Source organism: Polaribacter sp. PL03 (genome assembly GCF_033875165.1).
Lineage (GTDB): Bacteria > Bacteroidota > Bacteroidia > Flavobacteriales > Flavobacteriaceae > Polaribacter.
Window position 1 is genome coordinate 732664 of the sequence record NZ_JAWZSV010000001.1, and the last position, 19721, is coordinate 752384.

The 19721-nt window shown below is 30.6% G+C and carries 16 protein-coding genes and 4 tRNA genes; 14 read left to right on the plus strand and 6 right to left on the minus strand.

Annotation, left to right across the window (positions count from 1 at the left end):
- Positions 1–13 precede the first annotated feature (13 nt).
- Both SHK09_RS03130 and SHK09_RS03135 read left to right on the plus strand, forming a co-directional pair.
- A tRNA-Ile gene (locus tag SHK09_RS03130) sits at positions 14–87 on the plus strand.
- An 87-nt stretch (positions 88–174) separates the two neighbouring features.
- Positions 175–354: a PID-CTERM protein-sorting domain-containing protein gene (locus SHK09_RS03135; protein ID WP_319809314.1), complete on the plus strand. Its 180-nt coding sequence runs from the start codon at positions 175–177 to the stop codon at positions 352–354.
- Between the two features lie 5 nt (positions 355–359).
- Here the strand turns inward: SHK09_RS03135 and SHK09_RS03140 are convergent, their stop codons facing one another.
- A complete protein-coding gene (locus tag SHK09_RS03140) occupies positions 360–944 on the minus strand; it encodes a riboflavin synthase (RefSeq protein ID WP_319809315.1) in 585 nt (194 codons plus the stop codon).
- A 57-nt stretch (positions 945–1001) separates the two neighbouring features.
- On the opposite strand from SHK09_RS03140, the gene pdxA reads away from it, so the two are divergent.
- The 9 genes from pdxA (at position 1002) to SHK09_RS03185 (ending at position 7510) form a co-directional block, all read left to right on the plus strand.
- Complete coding sequence (gene pdxA, locus SHK09_RS03145; RefSeq protein WP_319809316.1) at positions 1002–2042, plus strand: 4-hydroxythreonine-4-phosphate dehydrogenase PdxA; 1041 nt, start codon at positions 1002–1004, stop codon at positions 2040–2042.
- An 81-nt stretch (positions 2043–2123) separates the two neighbouring features.
- The gene (locus tag SHK09_RS03150; RefSeq protein ID WP_319809317.1) at positions 2124–2660 is read left to right on the plus strand and encodes a DUF177 domain-containing protein; all 537 of its coding nucleotides are present in this window, start codon (positions 2124–2126) and stop codon (positions 2658–2660) included.
- Position 2661: 1 nt separating this feature from the next.
- Positions 2662–2856, plus strand: a complete 195-nt coding sequence (gene rpmF, locus SHK09_RS03155; protein WP_319809318.1) for a 50S ribosomal protein L32 — start codon at positions 2662–2664, stop codon at positions 2854–2856.
- Positions 2857–3009: 153 nt separating this feature from the next.
- A complete protein-coding gene (locus SHK09_RS03160) occupies positions 3010–4005 on the plus strand; it encodes a beta-ketoacyl-ACP synthase III (RefSeq protein WP_319809319.1) in 996 nt (331 codons plus the stop codon).
- Positions 4006–4030: 25 nt separating this feature from the next.
- Positions 4031–4504: an acetyl-CoA carboxylase biotin carboxyl carrier protein gene (gene accB / locus SHK09_RS03165; RefSeq protein WP_319809320.1), complete on the plus strand. Its 474-nt coding sequence runs from the start codon at positions 4031–4033 to the stop codon at positions 4502–4504.
- Positions 4505–4594: 90 nt separating this feature from the next.
- A complete protein-coding gene (gene accC / locus SHK09_RS03170) occupies positions 4595–5932 on the plus strand; it encodes an acetyl-CoA carboxylase biotin carboxylase subunit (RefSeq protein ID WP_319809321.1) in 1338 nt (445 codons plus the stop codon).
- Between the two features lie 93 nt (positions 5933–6025).
- Entirely contained in the window at positions 6026–6475 is a 450-nt protein-coding gene (locus SHK09_RS03175) for an Lrp/AsnC family transcriptional regulator (RefSeq protein WP_319809322.1), read from the plus strand.
- A gap of 4 nt (positions 6476–6479) precedes the next feature.
- The gene (locus SHK09_RS03180; protein WP_319809323.1) at positions 6480–6797 is read left to right on the plus strand and encodes an Hpt domain-containing protein; all 318 of its coding nucleotides are present in this window, start codon (positions 6480–6482) and stop codon (positions 6795–6797) included.
- Between the two features lie 14 nt (positions 6798–6811).
- The gene (locus SHK09_RS03185) at positions 6812–7510 is read left to right on the plus strand and encodes a LytTR family DNA-binding domain-containing protein (protein WP_319809324.1); all 699 of its coding nucleotides are present in this window, start codon (positions 6812–6814) and stop codon (positions 7508–7510) included.
- Between the two features lie 2021 nt (positions 7511–9531).
- Here the strand turns inward: SHK09_RS03185 and SHK09_RS03190 are convergent.
- The 3 genes from SHK09_RS03190 to SHK09_RS03200 form a co-directional block, all read right to left on the minus strand.
- Positions 9532–9617 (minus strand) — tRNA-Leu (locus tag SHK09_RS03190).
- 20 nt (positions 9618–9637) lie between these two features.
- Positions 9638–9709, minus strand: a tRNA-Gly gene (locus SHK09_RS03195).
- 21 nt (positions 9710–9730) lie between these two features.
- Positions 9731–9804: transfer RNA gene (locus SHK09_RS03200), tRNA-Asn, on the minus strand.
- A gap of 187 nt (positions 9805–9991) precedes the next feature.
- On the opposite strand from SHK09_RS03200, the gene SHK09_RS03205 reads away from it, so the two are divergent.
- The 3 genes from SHK09_RS03205 (at position 9992) to SHK09_RS03215 (ending at position 16690) form a co-directional block, all read left to right on the plus strand.
- Positions 9992–12727, plus strand: coding sequence for a 2-oxoglutarate dehydrogenase E1 component (locus SHK09_RS03205; RefSeq protein WP_319809325.1), 2736 nt, complete (start codon positions 9992–9994; stop codon positions 12725–12727).
- A 132-nt stretch (positions 12728–12859) separates the two neighbouring features.
- Positions 12860–14071, plus strand: coding sequence for a 2-oxoglutarate dehydrogenase complex dihydrolipoyllysine-residue succinyltransferase (odhB, locus tag SHK09_RS03210; protein ID WP_319809326.1), 1212 nt, complete (start codon positions 12860–12862; stop codon positions 14069–14071).
- A 210-nt stretch (positions 14072–14281) separates the two neighbouring features.
- A complete protein-coding gene (locus tag SHK09_RS03215) occupies positions 14282–16690 on the plus strand; it encodes a helix-turn-helix domain-containing protein (protein WP_319809327.1) in 2409 nt (802 codons plus the stop codon).
- Positions 16691–16970: 280 nt separating this feature from the next.
- On the opposite strand, the gene recJ is transcribed toward SHK09_RS03215, so the two are convergent.
- Positions 16971–18656 carry a single-stranded-DNA-specific exonuclease RecJ gene (gene recJ / locus SHK09_RS03220; RefSeq protein ID WP_319809328.1) on the minus strand — a complete coding sequence of 562 codons (1686 nt, stop codon included), beginning with the start codon at positions 18654–18656 and terminating at the stop codon, positions 16971–16973.
- Between the two features lie 19 nt (positions 18657–18675).
- A complete protein-coding gene (locus SHK09_RS03225; protein WP_319809329.1) occupies positions 18676–19101 on the minus strand; it encodes an OsmC family protein in 426 nt (141 codons plus the stop codon).
- Positions 19102–19721: the final 620 nt, after the last annotated feature.

Genomic DNA, 19721 nt, shown 5'->3' on the forward strand with positions numbered 1-19721 from the left:
ACCCAGTAAATTTGGTCCCATAGCTCAGTTGGTTAGAGCACCTGACTCATAATCAGGTGGTCCTTGGTTCGAGCCCAAGTGGGACCACTTTTTTTTTAAAAGCAAATATCAAATTAAAACCTTATATTTGCAATCATCAAAAAATTTCAAAATTTTAATCTGGGGGGATATAAAATGAAGAAAATCAAACTTATAGTACTTTTTATAGTATTTCTTTCAGTACAGTCAGTTAGTGGTCAAATTGTACCGCCACCTGCGCCACCACCACCACCACCTGGTTTGCCAGTTGATGGAGGTATAGTATTTCTTTTAATTTCAGGTTTATTTTACGGTGTTAAAAAATTAAAGCAATAGTATTTCTATTTTTTTGTCAATCTACTCACGTATTTTCCAATTACATCAAATTCTAAATTAACTTTATCGTTTATAGAAAGTCTTTTAAAAGAAGTGTTTTCTAAAGTGTAAGGTATAATAGCTACGCTAAAAGAATCGTCTTTAGAATTTATTACGGTTAAACTTACACCATTTATGGTAATAGATCCTTTCTCTATTGTTATGTTGTTTTTTTCTGATGTATACTTAAAGGTAAAGACAGTACTTCCGTTTTGATTCTCAATATTTGTACAGATACCAGTTTCATCTACATGACCTTGTACAATATGGCCGTCTAGACGATCTCCAAGTTTCATTGCGCGTTCTAGATTAACTTTTGTAGATACTTTTAAGTTACCAATATTTGTCTTATCTAAAGTCTCTTTTATAGCGGTTACCGTATATTCATCTGCTGTAATACCAACAACGGTTAAACAAACACCGTTATGAGCAACACTTTGATCTATTTTTAGTTCATTAGTAATTGTGCTTTTAATTGTTAAGTGAAGATTTTCTTGATCTTTAACCAAGTTTGTAATTGTACCAAGTGTCTCAATAATTCCCGTAAACATTTCCCTAAATTTTAGTTACTTTTGTAGAATATCAAAATTAAGAATATTACAAGAGTTATGGCTGATAAAACTGATAAAATAATTGTTGGAATTTCAATAGGAGATTTAAACGGAATAGGAGTAGAAGTTATTTTAAAAACATTTGAAGATAAAAGAATGTTAGATTTTTGTACGCCAGTTTTATTTGGTAGTATGAAAGTGATTTCTTATCATAAAAAAGCATTGAATATTGAACTACCAGTTCATGGAATAAATTCAATAAGTCAAATAAATCATTCTAAAATAAATGTTTTAAATATTTGGAAAGAAGATGTTTCTGTAGAATTAGGAAAAGCAACTAAGATTTCTGGGGAATATGCAGCAAAATCATTAGAAGAAGCTGTAAAGCATTTAAAAGCAAATACGATAGATGTTTTATTAACTGCTCCAATTAATAAAGAAACAATCCAGTCAGAGAAATTTAATTTTCCGGGGCACACAGAATATCTAGAAGCTAATTTAGAAGGAGAAAGTTTGATGATTTTAATGACAGACCAATTAAGAATTGGTTTAATTACAGGTCACATTCCAATTTCTAAGGTTGCAGAAGCAATTACGCCAGAAATTATAAAGCAAAAAGTAGGTACTATGTATACTTCTTTAAAGACGGATTTTGGTATTTCAAAACCAAAAATTGCTGTTTTAGGATTAAATCCTCATTGTGGTGATAAGGGAGTAATAGGAAAGGAAGATGATGAGATAATTAAACCAACTATCGATGAGATTGCAGCTTCAGGTAAATTAGTTTTTGGCCCTTATGCAGCAGATGGTTTTTTTGGATCTGAGACATACAAACAGTTCGATGGTGTTTTAGCTACCTATCACGACCAAGGTTTAGCGCCTTTTAAAGCGTTGTCTTTTGGTAATGGAGTTAACTTTACGGCAGGTTTAAATGAAATTAGAACATCACCAGATCATGGAACTGGTTTTGATATTGCTGGAAAAAACAAAGCAAATCCCTCATCATTTAAGGAAGCGTTATTTTCTGCAATTCAAATTTTTAAAACAAGAAGTGAGTACAAAGAGCTTACTAAAAACCCGCTTTTAGTGAAGCATTAAAAATAAAATTCTTTTTTTGAAAGAAAAGAGTGTATAGAAACATTTTTTTATATCTTTGCACGCTCAATTTGATGTTTGATAATGAAAGACTTGAAACAATTCAACATACCGTTTGTAGGATTAAAGGAAGGGAAGCATTTGTTTGAGTATACTATTGACAATACGTTCTTTGAGATATACAATTATAATGAGTTTGAAAAATCTTCTATAAATGTAACTTTAGATTTTGTAAAAAAGAGCACTTTTTTTGAGCTTGTTTTTGCAGCTTCTGGGACAGTAAATGTTCCTTGTGATGTTACAAATGAATATTTTGATCTAGAAATTGCATCAACTTTACCGTTGGTTGTTAAGTTTGGGCCAGAATATAATGATGAGAATGAAGAGATTTTAATCTTGCCTAATGATGTATATCAATTTAGCGTAGCGCAATTTATTTACGAAATGATTGTTTTAGCTATTCCTAGTAAAAGAGTACATCCAAAAGTTTTAGATGGTACTATGGAATCTGAAGCGTTTAGTAAATTAAAAGAATTAGAAATAAAAGAAGAGAAAACTGTTGAAACAACAGACCCAAGGTGGGATAAATTAAAGAATTTAATAACAGAAAAAAAGACATAAAATGGCACATCCTAAGAGAAAAATATCCAAAACTAGAAGAGATAAAAGGAGAACGCATTATAAGGCATCTTATCAACAGATAGCTACAGATCCTACAACAGGAGAAGCGCACTTATATCATAGAGCTCACTGGCATGAAGGTAAACTTTATTACAGAGGTCAAATTGTATTAGAATCTGCAGCTGTAGAAGCTTAGATCGAATTTATTTTGTAAAAAAAACCCTCAATTTTGAGGGTTTTTTTGCGTTTTTATATGAAATTTCATCGTTTATGATAACTTTTACCTTAAAAAGTGAAATAAATTTCATTTCTTTGAGGTTCCTTAACATTGGGATAATAAACTAATCTTATGACAAAAATCACTGCAGCAATAACAGCGGTAGGGAAGTATGTTCCTGAATATGTTCTAACAAATAAAGAGTTAGAAGGCTATGTAGAAACGAATGATGAATGGATAACCTCTAGAACAGGTATCAAAGAAAGAAGAATTTTAAAAGGAGAAGGTTTAGGTACTTCTTACATGGCTATTAAGGCTTCTGAAGATTTACTTAAAAAGGCCAACATAGATCCTAAAGAAATAGACTTAGTAATTGTAGGAACTGCAACACCAGATTTACCGGTTGCCTGTACAGCAGCATATGTAGCTACAGAGATTGGGGCAGTAAATGCTTTTGGTTATGACTTGCAAGCTGCATGTTCTAGTTTCTTATATGGTATGTCTACTGCAACCAGTTATATAGAGTCTGGTAGATATAAAAAAGTACTTTTAATAGGGGCAGATAAAATGTCTTCTATAATAGATTATTCAGATAGAGCAACTTGTATTATTTTTGGTGATGGGGCAGGAGCTGCTTTATTTGAACCAAATTATGAAGGACTTGGTTTACAAGACGAATATTTAAGAAGTGATGGAATTGGAAGAGACTTTCTTCGAATAGAAGCGGGTGGTTCTATAATGCCAACCACACAAAAAACAGTGGAAGAGAATAAACATTTTGTTTATCAAGAAGGAAAAACTGTTTTTAAATATGCAGTTTCTAATATGGCAGATGTTGCTGAAAAAATGTTAGAAAGAAATAATTTAACAGAACCAGACATTCAATGGTTAGTTGCACATCAAGCAAATAAAAGAATTATTGAAGCTACTGCTAAAAGAGTAGGAGTTTCTGCAGAAAAAGTTATGATGAATATTCATAGATATGGTAATACAACATCTGCAACTTTGCCTTTGTTATTAGCCGACTATGAAAGTCAATTAAAAAAAGGAGATAATTTAATTTTTGCTGCATTTGGTGGTGGTTTCACATGGGGAGCTGCATACTTAAAATGGGCTTACAATTCATAAATATAACAACTAAACAATAAGAAAAATGGATATTAAAGAAATTCAAAATCTTATAAAATTTGTAGCTAAATCTGGCGCTAGCGAGGTAAAGTTAGAAATGGAAGATGTGAAAATTACAATAAGAACAGGTTCAGAAAGAACAGAAACAACTATTGTTCAAGCTGCTCCTATGCAAGGTATGCCACACATGGCTGCACCAATGGCTGCTGCTCCAGTAGCAGAACAACCTGCAGCTGTTGTAGAAAGTGAAGATGCTAAGTACATAACTATTAAGTCTCCAATAATTGGTACTTTTTACAGAAAACCATCTCCAGACAAACCAAATTTTGCAGAAGTTGGTACAGAAGTTAGTATTGGTGACACTGTTTGTGTTATTGAAGCTATGAAATTATTTAACGAAATTGAATCTGAAATTTCAGGTAAAATTGTTAAAGTTTTAGTTGATGATTCTTCTCCAGTAGAATTTGATCAACCATTATTTTTGGTAGATCCATCATAGTTGAATTAGAAGTTAGAAACTAGATATAGAAGTTTATCTTCATAATTATCTAAAGAAAACTAAAAATTTAATGTCTAAAAACCAAACAAGATGTTTAAAAAAATATTAATTGCCAATAGAGGTGAAATAGCATTACGTGTTATTAGAACCTGTAGAGAAATGGGTATTAAAACTGTTGCTGTATATTCTACAGCAGATGCAGAAAGTTTGCATGTTAGATTTGCAGATGAAGCCGTTTGTATTGGTCCCGCTCCAAGTTCAGAGTCGTACTTAAAAATGTCTAATATTATTGCTGCTGCAGAAATTACAAATGCAGATGCAATTCATCCAGGATACGGATTTTTATCTGAAAATGCTAAATTTTCTAATTTATGTGAAGAGCATAATATTAAATTTATTGGAGCAACAGGTAGAATGATTGATCAAATGGGAGACAAAGCAAATGCTAAATCTACAATGATCGAAGCAGGTGTGCCATGTGTACCAGGAAGTGAAGGTGTAATTGTAGATTTTGAAGATTGTAAAAAAGTTGCATTAGCTACTGGTTACCCTGTTATGTTAAAAGCTTCTGCCGGTGGTGGTGGTAAAGGAATGCGTGCAGTTTGGAAACCAGAAGACTTATTAGATGCTTGGGATTCTGCAAGACATGAGTCTAAAGCTGCTTTTGGAAATGACGATATGTATATGGAGAAGCTTATAGAAGAGCCAAGACATATAGAAATTCAAATTGTAGGAGACTCTTTTGGTAAAGCATGTCATTTATCTGAAAGAGATTGTTCTGTACAAAGACGTCATCAAAAATTAACAGAAGAAACTCCTTCTCCTTTCATGACAGATGAATTGAGAGAAAAAATGGGTACTGCTGCTGTTAAAGCTGCAGAATACATTAAATATGAAGGTGCTGGAACTGTAGAGTTTTTGGTAGATAAGCACAGAAACTTCTTCTTTATGGAGATGAATACTCGTATTCAAGTAGAGCACCCAATTACTGAAGAGGTTGTAAATTACGACTTAATTAGAGAGCAAATTTTAGTTGCTGCTGGTGTGCCAATTTCTGGTAAAAACTATTATCCAAAAATGCATTCTATAGAATGTAGAATTAATGCAGAAGATCCTTACAGTAATTTTAGACCTGCTCCAGGAAAAATTACAACTTTTCATGCTCCAGGAGGTCATGGAATTAGAATAGATACTCATGTATATGCTGGTTATATGATTCCGCCAAATTACGATTCTATGATTGCTAAATTAATTACGACTGCTCAAACAAGAGAAGAAGCAATTAATAAAATGAAACGTGCTTTAGATGAGTTTGTAATTGAAGGTGTTAAGACAACAATTCCTTTTCACAGACAATTAATGGATCATCCAGACTATGTAGCAGGAAACTATACAACTAAGTTTATGGAAGATTTTGTAATGAAATAGATTCTTTAATTTTAGAACTAATAATAAAGTAAAAATAGAGAATACAGTTTGTATTCTCTATTTTTTTTACCTTTATACCAAATATATTGTAGTATGAAAATTGATGGAATAGATAAGACAATTATTAGAAGATTAGTAAAAGATGCGAGAACTCCAATTTTAAGTATTGCTAGAGAAGTTGGTATTTCTGGTGCTGCAATTCATCAAAGATTAAAAAAATTAGAAAAATCTAAGTTAATTGAAGGGTATAGTATGATAATTAACCCTAAAGCTTTAGGTCATACAACTACAGCCTTTGTGGGTGTTTATTTAGATTCTTCGAGTCAATTATCTTCAACTATAAAAAGGTTAAAAGAAATTCCAGAAGTTATAGAAAGTCATTATACTACTGGTAATTACGCTATTTTAATAAAGGTTTTGTGTAAAAATAATGAAAGCTTAATGCGTATTCTAAATGATAATATCCAACCCATAACAAATGTCTTACGAACAGAGACTTTTATTTCTTTAGACCAACAAATTAAACGTCAAATTAATATTTAAAATATTGGAAACACCAAATTTAGATTACTTAAAACAAATTTCTGGAGGAGATTTAGACTTTGAAAATAGTATGTTAGCTATCTTAAAGTTAGAATTCCCAGAAGAATGTACTATCTTAAAACAGAATTTTAAGAATAGTAATTTTAACGAAGTAGCTTTAAATATTCATAAAATAAAACACAAGATAGGAATGCTTGGTATGATCAATAGTGTAGATCTAGCTTCTAAGTGTGAAGAAAGTATAAAAAAAGGTAATACTGAACAATATAATGAGTTGGTATTAATTTTAGAGAGAATTAACGTATATTTAAAGAATAAATAGTCCCCAACCAAACCATGAATTGTATAATTATAGATGATGATGCATCTGCTAGATTAATTATTAGGCAGTTGTGTAAAAATACAGAGCTAGTAATAAAAGAAGAGTTTTCTTCTGCTATAGAAGCTATAAAATATTTAAATTCTAACAGTATAGATGTTGCGTTTTTAGATATTCATATGCCAACTTTTTCTGGTTTCGATTTTATTAAAACATTAAAAACTCCACTTAAAGTTATTTTAACTACATCAGATAAGAACTTCGCTTTAGAAGCTTTTGAGTTCAATTGTGTAGTAGATTATTTATTAAAACCTATTGGAATAGAGAGGTTTCAGAAATCTATAGACAAGCTATCTAGTTTATCTTCGGTAAATTTATTAGTAGAAAACGAAGAAGTAGAAAACAAAGATTTTATTTTTGTTAATATAGATAAACGTTTAGTTAAAATAAATATACCAGAAATCCTTTTAATTGAAGCAAGAGGAGATTATATAAGTATTAGAACAGATCAAAAAAGTTATGTAGTTCATTCTACATTAAAAAAGATTGATAAGAAGCTTCCGTCAGATTTATTTTTAAGAATTCATAGATCTTACATAATAAATACTACAGAAATTATAGATATAGAAGATAACAGTGTTTTAATTAAAAAGCATGTTATTCCTATTAGTAGATCTCACAAAACAGAATTAATTAAGAGGTTAAATCTTTTATAAATCTCTTATCTAAGAAATATCACCATTCAACCTTTGTTAGCTTTCGCTTATCGAAAATTAATCAACAAATGCCATCAACAAGGTATCTTTGAAGTGTATTTAGGGGTAAATACATTTTTCATAATAATAGTTGAGTTAATTTCATAGTGAAATACAATCGTAGGTTGGGGAATTTATAGATTGTTAAAAAAAGCCAAAATTAAGTTTTTGGCTTTTTTTTGTGCTTTATTTTAATAGATAGAATTTAAATAAGTCTTTAATTTCTGTATTGAATATCCTTTTATTTAGAAACAAAAAGTTTTTTACCTGATGGATAGTACCTTTTAACTGTAATAATCGCTCTGTTATCGAAAATTAACAAACAAATGCCTATAACACGGTATCTTTGAAGTGTATTTAGGGGTAAATACATTTTTCATAATAATAGTTGAGTTAATTTCATAGTGAAATACAATCATAGGTTGGGGAATTTATAGATTGTCAAAAAAAGCCAAAATTAAGTTTTCGGCTTTTTTTATGCTTTTTATTATAATATATAGAATTTAATTAAGTCTTTAATTTCTGTATTGAATATCTTTTTTTTAGAAGCAAAAAGTTTTTTATCTAACGCATAGTACCTTTTAACCTTAATAAGCGCTCTGTTATCGAAAATTAATAAACAAATGCCTATAACACGGTATCTTTGAAGTGTATTTAGGGGTAAATACATTTTTCATAATAATAGTTGAGTTAATTTCATAGTGAAATACAATCGTAGGTTGGGGAATTTATAGATTGTCAAAAAAAGCCAAAATTAAGTTTTTGGCTTTTTTTTGTGCTTTATTTTAATAGGTAGAATTTAATTAAGTCTTTAATTTCTGTATTGAATATCTTTTTTTTAGAAACAAAAAGTTTTTTATCTGACGGATAGTACCTTTTAACTTTAATAAGCGCTCTGTTATCGAAAATTAATTAATACAAGACACTAACATGGTAATTTTGAAATGTATTTAGGGGTAAATACATTTTTCATAATAATAGTTGAGTTAATTTCATAGTGAAATACAATCGTAGGTTGGGGGATTTATTGATTGTTAAAAAAAGTCAGAATTAATTTTTTGACTTTTTTTTTAGCTCGTAACACTAAAAGATATTATAGTAATTTCATTAGACTTATAATCTTAAGTCTATAAGTAATCAGATTAAACCTTCTCGTGTAATTTCTCCATAAAAAATAAAGATTATAAAATCTACCATATAGTACTTTTAATAATGTTGATGAATAAAAACTGATTAGTTAAATACACATGTTTTTTTTCATGCCTGTTTGAAGTATCTAATTGGTCCTACAACAATGAAAGAGAAGTAAGTTTGAAATAATTTATTAACTAATTTTGTAAATAAAGAACCTTATATTAGATATTATTAAATTCTAAGTAATTTATTTCTTCTGTATTTTTTTAAAGTAACAGTTGCAATCTAAGGGCACATTAACACACAAAGTATAATACATTAAAACATTATTATTTAAATTAGAATTCGTTTGTTAAATAGGTTTTTACACTTTCTATCTACAGATAAATTATAATTCTATTCTTTATAAGATATTCATATAGTAGATTATAGAAATACATAATTTATTATAAAAAAATCAATTATAAGAAATAAAAAAAAATGAAAGTTCTTAGATTATAAAGTAAATACTATTTAAATAGTTAAAATTTTTTAAAATAAAATTATCAATTCAAATCTTAATTATAAATTAAAGATTTATAGTTAGAAGTTTTCTCTTAATTATTATACGTCTTCAGATTTCTAAAAAGAAAAAACAGATAGTATCCAGATATAAAATTAAATAAGATATTTAATTTCTATTCAGAATAGAAGTACAGAGTGTCTCTATTTTTATACTTAAAGAAAAAGAGTTTTGGTTTTAGAAAAACTTATCCTTTGTTCTAGTTTAGTTCTAAAATCAAATTTTCAGTGGCAGCGCCAGTTTTGGGCATAAAAAAAACCGTAACAAATAAATGTTACGGTTCTTGTACTGAAGGCGGGACTTGAACCCGCACGGCCATTACTGACCACTGGATTTTAAGTCCAGCGTGTCTACCAATTCCACCACTTCAGCATTGGTATGTTTCATATTTGAGCGAAAGACGGGATTTGAACCCGCGACCCCCACCTTGGCAAGGTGATGCTCTACCCCTGAGCTACTTTCGCAGTCAATGTATATGAACTTTGCTCCTCTTCAAGGACTCGAACCTTGGACCCTCTGATTAACAGTCAGATGCTCTAACCAACTGAGCTAAAGAGGAGTTTGCAACACTATTTGTGTTTAGCGACTGCAAATATACACCTATTTTAGACTTCTGCAAGTTTTTTTTAAAAAAAAATCATTTTTTTTTCATTTTAATAAATTGAAGGCTATTTCTTCTTTATAGAATCAAAAAATTGTATTTTTGCTATAAGAATATGCTTATAACATAAAGCACAAACTAATATATGGACAAATTTTCGTTCTTAAACGCAGCACATACAGGCTTTATAGCCGATTTATACGACCAATACTTAACTAATCCTGACGCAGTAGAACCAAGTTGGAGAAGCTTTTTTCAAGGATATGATCTAGCTAATGAAGATTATTCTTTTTCAGATGAAGAGCTTTCTACGGAAATACCTCAGGAAGTAAAAAAAGAGTTTTTGGTAGTAGACTTAATAAATGGATACAGAACACGTGGTCATTTATTCACAGAAACAAACCCTGTTAGAGACAGAAGACAATATCAACCAACTTTAGATATCTCAAATTTCGGTTTAACCGAAAAAGATTTAGATAAAGAATTTTCGGCTGGTGATGTCTTAGGACTTGGTAGGGTTAAACTATCTGTTATTATCAATCATTTAAAAAGCATTTATTGCGACTCTATTGGGGTTGAGTATATGTATATGCGTAATCCAGAGAAATTAAAGTGGTGGCAATCTCGTTTGAATGAAAACGATAACCACGCTAAATATTCTATCGACGCAAAAAAATATATTCTTGGTAAATTAAACCAAGCAGTAACTTTTGAGAGTTTCTTACAGACAAAGTATGTTGGGCAGAAACGTTTCTCTTTAGAAGGAGGAGAGGCATTAATTCCTGGAATTAGTGTTGCACTTAGAGATGCGGCAGAAGTGTTTGGAGTTAAAGAATGTGTTTTGGGAATGGCTCATAGAGGTCGTTTAAACACATTGGTTAATATCTTTAAGAAACCCGTAAGAGATCTTTTTAGTGAGTTTGAAGGGAAAGATTTTGAAGATGATGATATAGATGGAGATGTGAAATACCATTTAGGTTTAACTTTAAGTAAAACTTATAGAGATGGTAATGAAATTAAAATGAACTTGGTTCCTAACCCGTCTCACTTAGAAACGGTTGCAGCTGTTGCAGAAGGAATTACAAGAGCAAAAATAGATAGAAAGTATAACGGAGATTCTAGTAAGATTCTACCAATTATAATTCATGGAGATGCAGCTATTGCTGGTCAGGGTATTGCTTATGAGATTGTTCAAATGGCAAAACTTAATGGTTATAAAACTGGTGGGACAATACATATTGTTGTAAACAACCAAGTTGGTTTTACTACGAATTACTTAGATGCTCGTTCTAGTACGTATTGTACAGATGTTGGTAAAGTTACCTTATCGCCTGTATTGCACGTAAATGCAGATGATACAGAAGCAGTTTGTCATGCAATGCAAATGGCTTTAGAGTTTAGAATGAAATTTAAGTCGGATATTTTTATTGACCTTTTAGGTTATAGAAAATATGGGCATAATGAAGGTGATGAGCCTCGTTTTACGCAGCCTAAATTATACAAAGCAATTTCTAAGCATAAGAATGTAAAAGATATTTATGCTGAAAAACTATTGCAAGAAGGAAGTATCGACGAAAATTATCTAACTGAAATTACTTCAGAGTTTAAAGGAATGTTAGAGAAAGAATTCGATTTGTCTAAAGAAGATAAAACTTCTAAGGTAAAAGAATTTATGAAGTCTACCTGGGAAGGTTTTGATAGAGAAGATTTATCTACAATGTTAGAGTCGGTAGATACAAGTTATAAAGCAGATCAATTAAAACATATTGCAAAAGTAGTTTCTACGGTTCCTGAAGGTGTTAAGTTTCTACGAAAAGCAGAGCGTATTTTACAAGGAAGAGCTAAAATGGCATTTGAAACTAATCAGTTAGATTGGGGAATGGCAGAGAATTTAGCTTATGGTTCTTTAATGGAAGAAGGTTTTAATGTTCGTATCTCTGGGCAAGATGTAGAAAGAGGAACTTTTTCTCATAGACATGCAGTGTTGCGCGATGAAGTTACAGAAGAAAGAATTAATTTATTAAATACAAACCCAGACAATAAAGGAGAGATGTTTATTTACAACTCTTTATTATCTGAATATGGTGTTTTAGGTTTCGATTATGGTTATGCCATGGCAAACCCTAATACATTAACTATTTGGGAAGCACAATTTGGAGATTTCTCAAACGGAGCTCAGATTATGTTTGACCAATATATTTCTGCAGCAGAGGATAAATGGAAATTACAAAACGGAATTGTAATTTTATTACCTCATGGATACGAAGGGCAAGGTTCTGAACATTCATCTGCAAGAATAGAGCGTTACTTACAATTATGTGCTGTAGATAATATGACGGTTGCAAATTGTACAACACCAGCCAATTTCTATCATTTATTGCGTAGACAAATGAAGCGCGATTATAGAAAACCGCTAATTGTTTTTACACCAAAGAGTTTATTACGTCATCCAAAAGTAATAAGTACTGTAGAAGATTTAGCAACTGGTGAATTCCAAGAAGTTATAGATGATACTTTAGACCCTAAAAATGTTAAGAAACTAGTTTTCTGTATGGGTAAATTCTATTATGATCTATTGGAAGAAAGAGAAATATTAGGTAGAGAAGATGTTGCTTTGGTTAGAATAGAGCAACTATTTCCTTTACATTTAGAGAAATTACAGAAAGTAATTGATAGATATCCTAATGTAGAAAACTACGTTTGGGCACAAGAAGAACCTAGAAATATGGGGGCTTGGAGTTTTATGTTAGAACGTTTCGATTTAGTAAAATTAAATGTTCGTTCTCGTAAATACTACGCAGTACCAGCAGCAGGTTCTAGTACACGATTCAAAAAACGTCATAAAGCGGTTATTGATAGTGTTTTTAACGATAATGAGTAAGTGCGTTAAGGATTGAAACGACATCCTTTTTGCTTTTTCGCAAAAAGATATAGTGGAAAGCCTGTTTAAACGCCCAAAAAAATAAAGTAATTAAAAGCTAATATTTTTTTAGCAAAAGTAAAAAAAGAAACCATGAGTGTTTTAGAAATGAAAGTTCCTTCTCCAGGAGAATCAATTACAGAAGTAGAAATTGCAACTTGGTTAGTTGAAGATGGAGATTATGTTGAAAAAGATCAACCAATTGCAGAAGTAGATTCTGATAAAGCAACGTTAGAATTACCTGCAGAGGAAAGTGGTATTATCACTTTAAAAGCAGAGGAAGGAGATGCTGTAGAAGTTGGTGCAGTTGTGTGTTTAATAGATACAAGTGCTGCAAAACCAGAAGGGGATGCACCTGCGAAAACAGAGACTTCTAAAGAAGAAAAGAAGGTTGAAGTAAAAGATGCTCCTAAAGCTGCAACATATGCAACAGGAACTGCTTCGCCGGCAGCAAAGAAAGTTTTAGCAGAAAAAGGTATCGAAACTTCTACTGTAAAAGGAACAGGAAAAGATGGTAGAATTACTAAAGATGATGCAGTAAAAGCTGTACCTTCTATGGGAACTCAGCCAGCAAATGGAACAAGAGGAACTGAACGCAAGAAAATGTCTATGTTACGTAGAAAAGTTGCGGAACGTTTGGTTGCAGTAAAAAATGAAACGGCTATGTTAACTACTTTTAACGAAGTAAATATGCAGCCAATTTTCGACTTACGTAAACAATTTAAAGAAGACTTTAAAGCGAAACACGGTGTTGGTTTAGGTTTTATGTCTTTCTTTACTTTAGCTGTTGTTAGAGCTTTAAGAATGTATCCAGATGTTAATTCTATGATAGATGGAGATTTTCAAATAAAACAAGACTTTCAAGATATTTCTATTGCAGTTTCTGGCCCTAAAGGTTTAATGGTTCCTGTAATTAGAAATGCAGAAAACTTGTCTTTTAGAGGTGTAGAATCTGAAGTAAAACGTTTAGCATTAAAAGCAAGAGACGGAAAAATTACAGTTGATGAAATGACTGGTGGAACATTTACCATTACAAATGGTGGCGTTTTTGGTTCTATGTTGTCTACGCCAATTATAAATCCTCCTCAAAGTGGAATTTTAGGTATGCACAATATTGTAAACAGACCAATGGCGGTAAATGGTGGTGTTATAATTCAACCAATTATGTATGTTGCTTTATCATATGATCATAGAATTGTAGATGGTAGAGAATCTGTTGGTTTCTTAGTTGCTGTTAAAGAAGCGTTAGAAAACCCAGTAGAATTGTTAATGGATAATAATCCTACAAAAGCATTAGAAATGTAGGTAACACTGTTGCCAGATAAATATTAAAATCCTAAGCTTCTGCTTAGGATTTTTTATTTGTAGCTATTTCCAGCTTTCCACTATATCTTTTTTTCGTGCCTCAAAAAAGGATGCCGTTTCAATCTGGGCTAGACATATTTGTTAGCTGTTTTATTTTGTAATTTTTAAGTTATATAATTTAATTATTTACCTTGCAGCAAAAAGTGAAAAATGTCAAAAAATCCTGAATTAGAACTTGCCCTACAATTTATAGATAAGACAGATAGAAATATCTTTGTTACAGGAAAAGCAGGTACAGGAAAAACTACTTTTTTACATCAGATTAAAAAGGAGTCTTTAAAAAGAATGGTTATTGTTGCGCCAACAGGTGTTGCAGCAATTAATGCAAAAGGAGTAACAATTCATTCTTTCTTTCAAATGCCATTTGGCCCTATTTTACCAGATCAGATTGCAAATACATCTAATACACAACGTAAGTTTAATAAGACTAAAATTGATATTATAAAATCTTTAGATCTAATAATTATAGATGAGATTTCTATGGTTCGTGCAGATTTGTTAGACGGTATAGACCAGGTTATGCGTCGTTACAAAAACCGTAATAAAGTTTTTGGAGGTGCACAAATTTTAATGATAGGAGATTTACAACAATTAGCACCTGTTGTAAGACCAAATGAATGGAGCATATTACAGCAACATTATAATACAGTATATTTTTTTAGTTCGAAAGCGTACCAAGAAGCAAACGTTGTATCTATAGAATTAAAACATATATATCGTCAGAAAAACGAAGACTTTATTAAGATTTTAAATGAAATTAGAACAGATACATTGTCAGATGAATCTGCAAAAATTCTAAATAAAAACTACAACCCGTCTTTTTCGCCAACAAAAGAAGAAGGTTATATAACTTTAACAACACATAATAATAGAGCCAATTTAATTAACAATTCAGAGTTAAATAAACTAACCAATAAAAGTTACTTTTTTAAAGCAGAAATATCTGGTAAGTTTAGTGAAAATGCATTTCCTAATTCAGAAAAACTAGAATTAAAAATTGGTGCACAAGTAATGTTTATTAAAAACGATTCGTCTTCAGAAAAAAGATATTACAACGGAAAAATAGGAATTATTACTGACATTTCATCTGAAAAAGTTACAGTACAATGTGGTAATGAAATTGATGAAATTGTTACAGAAAAAGAAACTTGGTCTAATATTAGTTATTCGATAGATGAAGAGTCTAAAGCTATAAAAGAGGAAATGATAGGTGCTTTCACCCAAATTCCTTTGCGTTTAGCTTGGGCAATTACCATTCATAAAAGTCAGGGTTTAACTTTCGAAAGAGCAATTATAGATGCAGAAGCATCTTTTGCACACGGGCAAACCTATGTTGCCTTAAGTAGATGTACTTCTTTAGAAGGTTTAGTCTTAAAAACACCAATTACAAGTAGCGCCATTATAAATGATAAAACTGTAAGTGTTTTTAATGAAAGTGTAGAAGAAAATCACCCAGATGAAAGTATTTTAAACGAATCTGAAAAACACTTTCAACTTAATTTAATTTCCGAATTATTAGATTACCAACCATTTTTATATCCTATTTCTAGATTAATTGACATCTATTATAAAAATAGAACAAGTATAAAAGGAGATGTAATAGATCATCTACAAACTATAAAAGATGATGGAGTTGTGGCTTTAATGAAAGTTTCAAACGGATTTAAAAATCAGTTAGCCCAATTTTCAGAAGACAATGTTTTACCAGAAAATAGTTCTCAAATTCAAGAAAGATTTACAAAAGCAGTAGATTATTTTGTAACACAAACAAAAGGGAATATTCTAAAACCTTTAAATGCTATTCAATTTTCTACGGATAATAAAGCTGTAAAAAAGGATTTTTCGAAACAATATGATTCTTTACAAGAGAAATTATTAGAAAAATTATTTGCACTTCAAAAAATGAATAACGGTTTTAAAGTACAAGACTATTTAAAAGTAAGGGCAAAAGCCGTATTACAAAAATCTGCACCCGTTAAAAAGAAAACGGTTGCCTCTAAACGAGACCCAACTTTAGCATTAAAATTACGTGAATTAAGAGACGAGATTTCAAAAGATTTGGGTATTCCACACTTTCAGATTTTTACCCAAGAAACCTTATACGCAATGTGCGACGAACTTCCTAGAACAGAAAAGGAACTTTTAAATATTGTGGGCATGGGAAAAACGCGTGTAACAAAATACGGAGAACCTATTCTAGAAGCAATTGAAACTTATTGCAAACAAAACGGAATTAATAATTCTAACGAGCAGAAAAAGGAAGATAAAAAACCAACCAAACAAATTACTTTCGAAATGTTTAAAACAGGGCTTTCATTAAAAGACATTGCCAAAGAAAGAAGTTTAACCATAGGAACCATAGAAAATCATTTAGCAAATTATATTATTTCTGGCGACATAGATGTTTTAGAATTAATAAAGTTAGAACGCTATAAAAAGATTAGAAATGAGATTGAAGAAGCTGGCGATGTAAAGGGTTTAACCGCACTTAAAGAGAAAGTAGATGCGGGCATTACTTACATGGAGTTGAAGATGGTTTTAATGTCTATGGAAAATTAATTATTATTTTTTATAATAAAGTGAAAGTTTTATTAAAAACGAACGTCTAAAGAAGTATGATAAGAAACTTCTTATCATTTCTTTTTCATAGCAATTTTTCCCACTTCTAATTTAGGAGTGGGTTTTTTTATAAAAAAAATTTTTTTTGAAGCTATTTCCTGCTTTCACTACTCGCTTTTTTTATTCAGAAAAAGAATAAAAAAGAGCTCAAACAAACCGTTCAATCAGGGCTAAGAATTTTGGTAGCTTTTTTACTTATAAGAAAGTTCAATCTTTTTGTTTACTTCAAATCTTTCAACAATAATTGAATCGTTTTTCTTCCATTCCATTCATTTTCATCTAAAGCGTAAACAATATCAAAATCGTTTTTAACCAAGTCCATCTTATTACCTAAATTAAATCCAATAGAATTAAACGTTTGTTTATTATCACCTTGAAAAACATTTAATTTTAAATGCGTTTTATCTGCTCCAACTTGTTTGCCGTAACCATTATCTCTTACGCAAGTAGATTTAAAAGTTGGTTTCATATTCATGGGGCCAAAAGGCGCCATTAATTGAATAATTCTAAAAAATTTTGGGGTAATTTCCGATAGATGTATTTCTGCATCCACAGAAATTTCTGGTGTTAACAAAGCCTTATCTATAGTTCTTTCTACAACTTCTTCGAATTTATTTTTAAAATTCTCGTAATTTTCGGGTAACATCGTTAAACCCGCTGCATATTTATGTCCTCCAAATTGTTCTATAAATTCCTCGCATTCGTGCAATGCATTATAAACATCAAAACCTTTAACAGAGCGAGCAGAAGCAGCTAATTTATCACCACTTTTTGTAAAAACTAACGTAGGTCTGTAATGTTTTTCAATTAACCTCGAAGCAACAATACCAATTACACCTTTGTGCCAATCCTCTTGGTAAACCACAGTAGAAAAACCTTGTTCTTCTTTATTGTCTATAATTTGAATTAAGGCTTCGTTTGTAATTTTCTTGTCTAAGTCTTTTCTATCAGCATTAAAAATTTCTATTGCTGCAGCAAACTCTAATGCAGAGTCAAAATCCATTTCTGTTAAAAGTTGAACGGCATAATTTCCATGTTTCATTCTTCCTGCAGCGTTTATTCTTGGTGCAATCGTAAATACAACATCGGTTATTGTTAGTTCTGTCTTTTTAGTTTGATTAATAATGGCTTTAATTCCGTTTCTAGGATTATCGTTAATAACCTGTAAACCATAATAAGCCAAAACTCTATTTTCGCCATTCATGGGTACAATATCAGCAGCAATTGCAGTGGCAACTAAATCTAAATAAGGTACAAAATTCTCTATAGTTTGGTTTCTAGAAACACCCAAAGCTTGTATTAACTTAAAACCAACACCACAACCACAAAGTTCATCAAAAGGGTAGGTGCAATCTTCTCTTTTTGCGTTTAAAACAGCAACTGCTTTTGGTATTTCTTTACCTGGTTTATGATGATCACAAATAATAAAGTCTACACCTTTCTCTTTTGCATAGGCTACTTTTTCAATTGCCTTTATACCACAATCTAAAGCAATAATTAAAGAGAAATCATTATCATGCGCAAAATCAATACCCATATAAGAAACACCATAACCTTCTGCGTACCTATCAGGAATGTAAGTTGCAATATTAGGGTGAATCGTTTTTAAATAAGATGCAACTAAAGAAACTGCAGTAGTACCATCAACATCATAATCGCCAAAAACTAAAATATTTTCGTTGTTGGCAATTGCAGATTCAATTCTTTCAACCGCAAGGTCCATATCCTTCATCAAAAAAGGATTATGAATTTCCTCTAAACTTGGTCTAAAGAATTTTTTAGCTTCTTCAAAAGTTTCAATATTTCTCTGACAAAGAATTTTTGCAATCGTAATATCAACTTGTAAGTCTTCGGCTAATTTCTCTATTTTTTCTTTAGTAGGTGTAGGTTTTAAAGTCCATCTCATAGCATTTTTTTGATGTACTTTAAATTTTATGCAAGTGAATTTCAATTTCTACATCAGCAAACTGACGAAACATCTCCATAACTCCACAGTATTTTGTTACCGATAGGTTAACAGCTTTTTGTATTTTTTCAGGTTGTAATTCACTATCAGAAAAATGATAATCTACCTTTACCTTATTGTAAAATTTAGGATGTTCGTCTGTTAATTCAGCAGTAACTTCAATTTTAAAATCTGCAACTTCTGCTCGCATTTTTTCTAACAAAGAAACTACATCCAAACCAGAGCAACCTGCCAAAGAAGATAACATTAATGCTTTAGGAGCAAAACCAACAGTATCTCCGTTATCTTGAGATTTATCAAACATAGTTAAATTATGTCCACTTGGGTTATCTGTATTAAATTGAGATTTTTCAGTCCAAACTGTTGTCACTATATTCTTAGTCATAAATTCTGTTTTTAAAATAAAATATTAAGTTATTTTGTTATACAAAAATAAGAAAACACTTGCAGGTTAATTACTAAATCAAGTATAAAGACTAAATATAATACACTTTTTTATGTTAGTCTTCATTTTTCACCTCAATTATATAGACTATATATTAGGTCTTAGTTTTTTTGGTGTTCCCCCGCGAAAAGCGTGGTCGGGCTTTACATTATATCTTTTTATTGGTAATTAACATTAGAAACTCTTATTAGTTTAAATTTATTTCCTTCATATAAAAGGCATTATTACTTATTCAAATATAAAAAGGATGTCATTTCAATCCCTAACACAAGTCAATTAATAGAGTTTAGTTATTTGTAAACGGTTTAAAGTTATTTTAATCCAGTGTTATTATAATGATTTGTATTAAATAAGATTTTTTCAGTAAGTATTAAAGGTATTGAAAATACATAATAATTTCGTTGTTAGTACTTTAAGTATTTTACATTAAATTAATGTAAAATAAACTTCAAAAGATAGTTGTTAGATTAAAAATGAGTTGTAGTTTTGCACCCGCTAACAGCTATATTGTTTTGTTAGTTTCGTTCATTAAAATTTGTTTTTAGATCTTTATCAACTTT